The sequence below is a fragment of the Gemmatimonadota bacterium genome, from assembly GCA_026706345.1.
Taxonomy (GTDB): Bacteria; JAAXHH01; JAAXHH01; order JAAXHH01; family JAAXHH01; genus JAAXHH01.
On sequence record JAPOYX010000090.1, the window covers coordinates 1 to 2,870 of the forward strand.

At 60.9% G+C, this 2,870-nt stretch carries 4 protein-coding genes; 3 read left to right on the forward strand and 1 reads right to left on the reverse strand.

Translation table 11 applies throughout. The annotated features are described in order from the left end of the window. The 3 genes from OXG98_06865 to OXG98_06875 form a co-directional block, all read left to right on the forward strand. On the forward strand, positions 1-517 hold a 517-nt coding region (locus OXG98_06865; protein ID MCY3771724.1), incomplete at its 5' end, for a molybdopterin-dependent oxidoreductase. Further along, complete coding sequence (locus OXG98_06870; protein MCY3771725.1) at positions 514-1,392, forward strand: xanthine dehydrogenase family protein subunit M; 879 nt, start codon at positions 514-516, stop codon at positions 1,390-1,392. The genes OXG98_06865 and OXG98_06870, both read left to right, overlap by 4 nt. A gap of 19 nt (positions 1,393-1,411) precedes the next feature. After that, entirely contained in the window at positions 1,412-1,894 is a 483-nt protein-coding gene (locus OXG98_06875) for a (2Fe-2S)-binding protein (protein ID MCY3771726.1), read from the forward strand. Between the two features lie 18 nt (positions 1,895-1,912). On the opposite strand, the gene OXG98_06880 is transcribed toward OXG98_06875, so the two are convergent. Further along, a complete protein-coding gene (locus OXG98_06880) occupies positions 1,913-2,767 on the reverse strand; it encodes a methyltransferase (protein MCY3771727.1) in 855 nt (284 codons plus the stop codon). Between the last annotated feature and the right edge of the window lie 103 nt (positions 2,768-2,870).

Here is a 2,870-nt window from a genome sequence, read left to right on the forward strand (position 1 = left end):
GCCGGACGACAAAGGCCGCATCAACACCTATCCCTCTTATCCCTATGCGGCCTGCGTGGCCGTGGTGGAGGTGGATGTTGAAACCGGCGTGATCACCCTCCTGCGCTATGTGACCGTCCACGACTGCGGCACCGTCATCAATCCCCTATTGGTCGAAGGGCAGTTTCAGGGCGCCGACGCACAGGGGCTCGGGGGGCTGATCTATGAACAGCTCAGCTATGATGACAACGGCCAACTCCAGACCGGGACGTTCATGGACTATACCCTGCCCACCGCCGTGGAAGTGCCGAGTGTTGAGATTCACCACCAGGAAGTCCCAAGCCCGTTCACACCACTCGGCACCAAGGGTGCGGGCGAGTCCGGCGTGTCCAGTCCGTTCGGGACCATCGTCAGTGCGGTGGAAAACGCCCTCGCGCCCTTTGGGGTGAAAATCCACGACACCCCGCTGACTCCACAACGGGTGTGGCGCATGATTCAAGCGGCCAAGAAGGGCAATAACGGAGGGGCGAAGGCATGATACGCGCACCCTTTCAGCTCCATAGGCCAGACTCGATCGACGCAGCCGTCCGCCTCTTATCCCGGTGCGCCCAAAACGGCGAAGACGCAAAGCTGCTGGCCGGGGGACAGTCGCTGCTGCCCAGCATGAACCTTGGCCTGGTCGCACCGGCTCATATCGTCAGCCTCAACCATGTCGCCGGTCTCGACTCTATTCGCCGGGACGGGGAGACGCTTGCCATCGGAGCGGGGGTTACCCACCGCGCCCTGGCCGGGTCTGAGGTGTTACAAGCGCACTGCCCGCTCCTCAGCGAGACCGCGGCCTGTATTGGCGATGTCCAGGTTCGCAACCGCGGAACGCTGGGCGGCTCGATTGGCCATTTTGACCCCGCGGCTGACTATCCACCCGTACTCGTCCTGCTTGACGCCGCCTTTCGGATTGTCGGCCCAGGCGGCGAGCGAACCGTTGCCGCAAAAGACGTCTTTGTTGATTATATGACTACCAGTCTGGCCGCGGATGAGGTTCTGACCGAAATCCGCGTTCCTGTTCTGTCCTCGGACACCGGCACGGCCTACGTGAAATTCACTAGGGTGGAAGGCGGCTTTGCCATTGTCGGCGTGAGCGCGTGCCTTTGGCTCAACCCGGATAGGACCTGTCGGTCCATCCGGGTCGGCATCTGCGGCGCAGCCCCCGTCCCGGTCCGTTTGACCGCTATCGAGAACACTCTGAAAGGGAAGACCGTGGACGACGCCTTTATTGAGGCGGTTGCGGATGCCGCATATGAGACGGCTCATGACCCGGTCGCAGAGTTGCACGCCGACGCGGATTACAAACGAGAGATGGTCCGGGTGTTTACTCGCCGGGCGGTAAAGACGGCGTTGGAACGGGCGGCCTAAGAAACGGTATGAGAAGGCTATGCACACTACCATTCAACTGACAGTGAACAATGCCCCGTGTGAAGCCACGGCCGATACGCGCACGCTCCTGGTTGATTTTTTGCGCGATCAACTCGACCTCACCGGTACCCACCTCGGCTGTGCCACCGGCAATTGCGGCGCGTGCACCGTCGTGCTTGACGGTCTGACGGTCAAGGCGTGTACCGTTCTGGCTGCCGATGCCGCCGGCTCCGCAGTCACCACCATTGAAGGCTGGACACGAGATGCCCGGCAATCGGGCGACCTGCATCCGATCCAGGATGCCTTTGTCAAACACCACGCTTTACAGTGCGGCTTCTGCACCCCCGGCATGGTGTTGTCGGTTCAACAACTGCTGAAGGAGAAGCCGAACCCGACCGAGGCGGAGATTCGGCACGGCATAGCCGGCAATCTGTGCCGCTGCACCGGCTATGCCAGCATTGTCAAGGCGGTTCAGGAAATCGCACGCATGAGCAGCGAGTAGCGCCAGGGCGGGGATTCTTCACTCCGCCGGCTTCTTGAACTTGAGCGTCATGCGGTCGCTCTCTCCAATCGCCAGATACTTTTCCCTGTCCTCGTCTCCGAGACTGAGAGCGGGTGGCAGGGTCCACACGCCTTTAGGATGATCGCGTGTATCTTTCGGATTGGCGTTTATCTCAGTCTGGTCCACGAGCTTGAAGCCCGCTTTTTCTGCCATTCGAACGGTCGCCGCCTCGGTGACATAACCCGAAGACGCCTTGGGGTCCTGTTCCGTGTTGGGGTCGGCCCGGTGCTCCACCAGACCGAGAATCCCACCCGGCTTGAGCGCTGCATACATGGCGGCAAAAACCCCGTCGGCCGTCCCGGCGCTCATCCAGTTGTGGACGTTGCGGAAGGTCAACACCATATCCGCCGAGCCTGCGGGGGCAATATCGACCTTGTTGGGCGGGGCGAGTTCGGTCACCGTTGGCGTACCGTACACCTCGGGATTAGCGGCCAGTTTCTCGTCAAGGAGGGCGTTCAGCCGCTTCATGTACGCAACCTCTGAGTCCCTGTCGAACCCGGCCAGATAGAAGCTTCCCTGGTCTTTCAGATAGGGAGCCAGAATCTCGGTGTACCAGCCTCTTGACGGTGAGATTTCAACTACCGTCATATCCGGCTTGAGCCCCATCCAGGTCAGGGTTTGCGCGGGATGGCGGTATTGGTCGCGCGCCTTGTGCTCGGCCGAGCGATGTTCCCCGTCAATGGCGGCTTGCAGGGCAGGATCGACGCCTTCTGCCGCGGCGTGATGGTCGGCACGAGCCGGTCCAGCGAAGAGCAGGCCAATACTCAGAGCGAGGCAGCAGTGGAGAAACCGAGATATGAATGTTTTGTGCATGAATCCTTCTCCTTCTTCCGTCGTGAATTCGTCGTCCGTCTGCAAGCCTTACCTGTTCTGGATATTTCTGCAATCCCCCAGAGGCGTCCCCTGGGACAGGGAG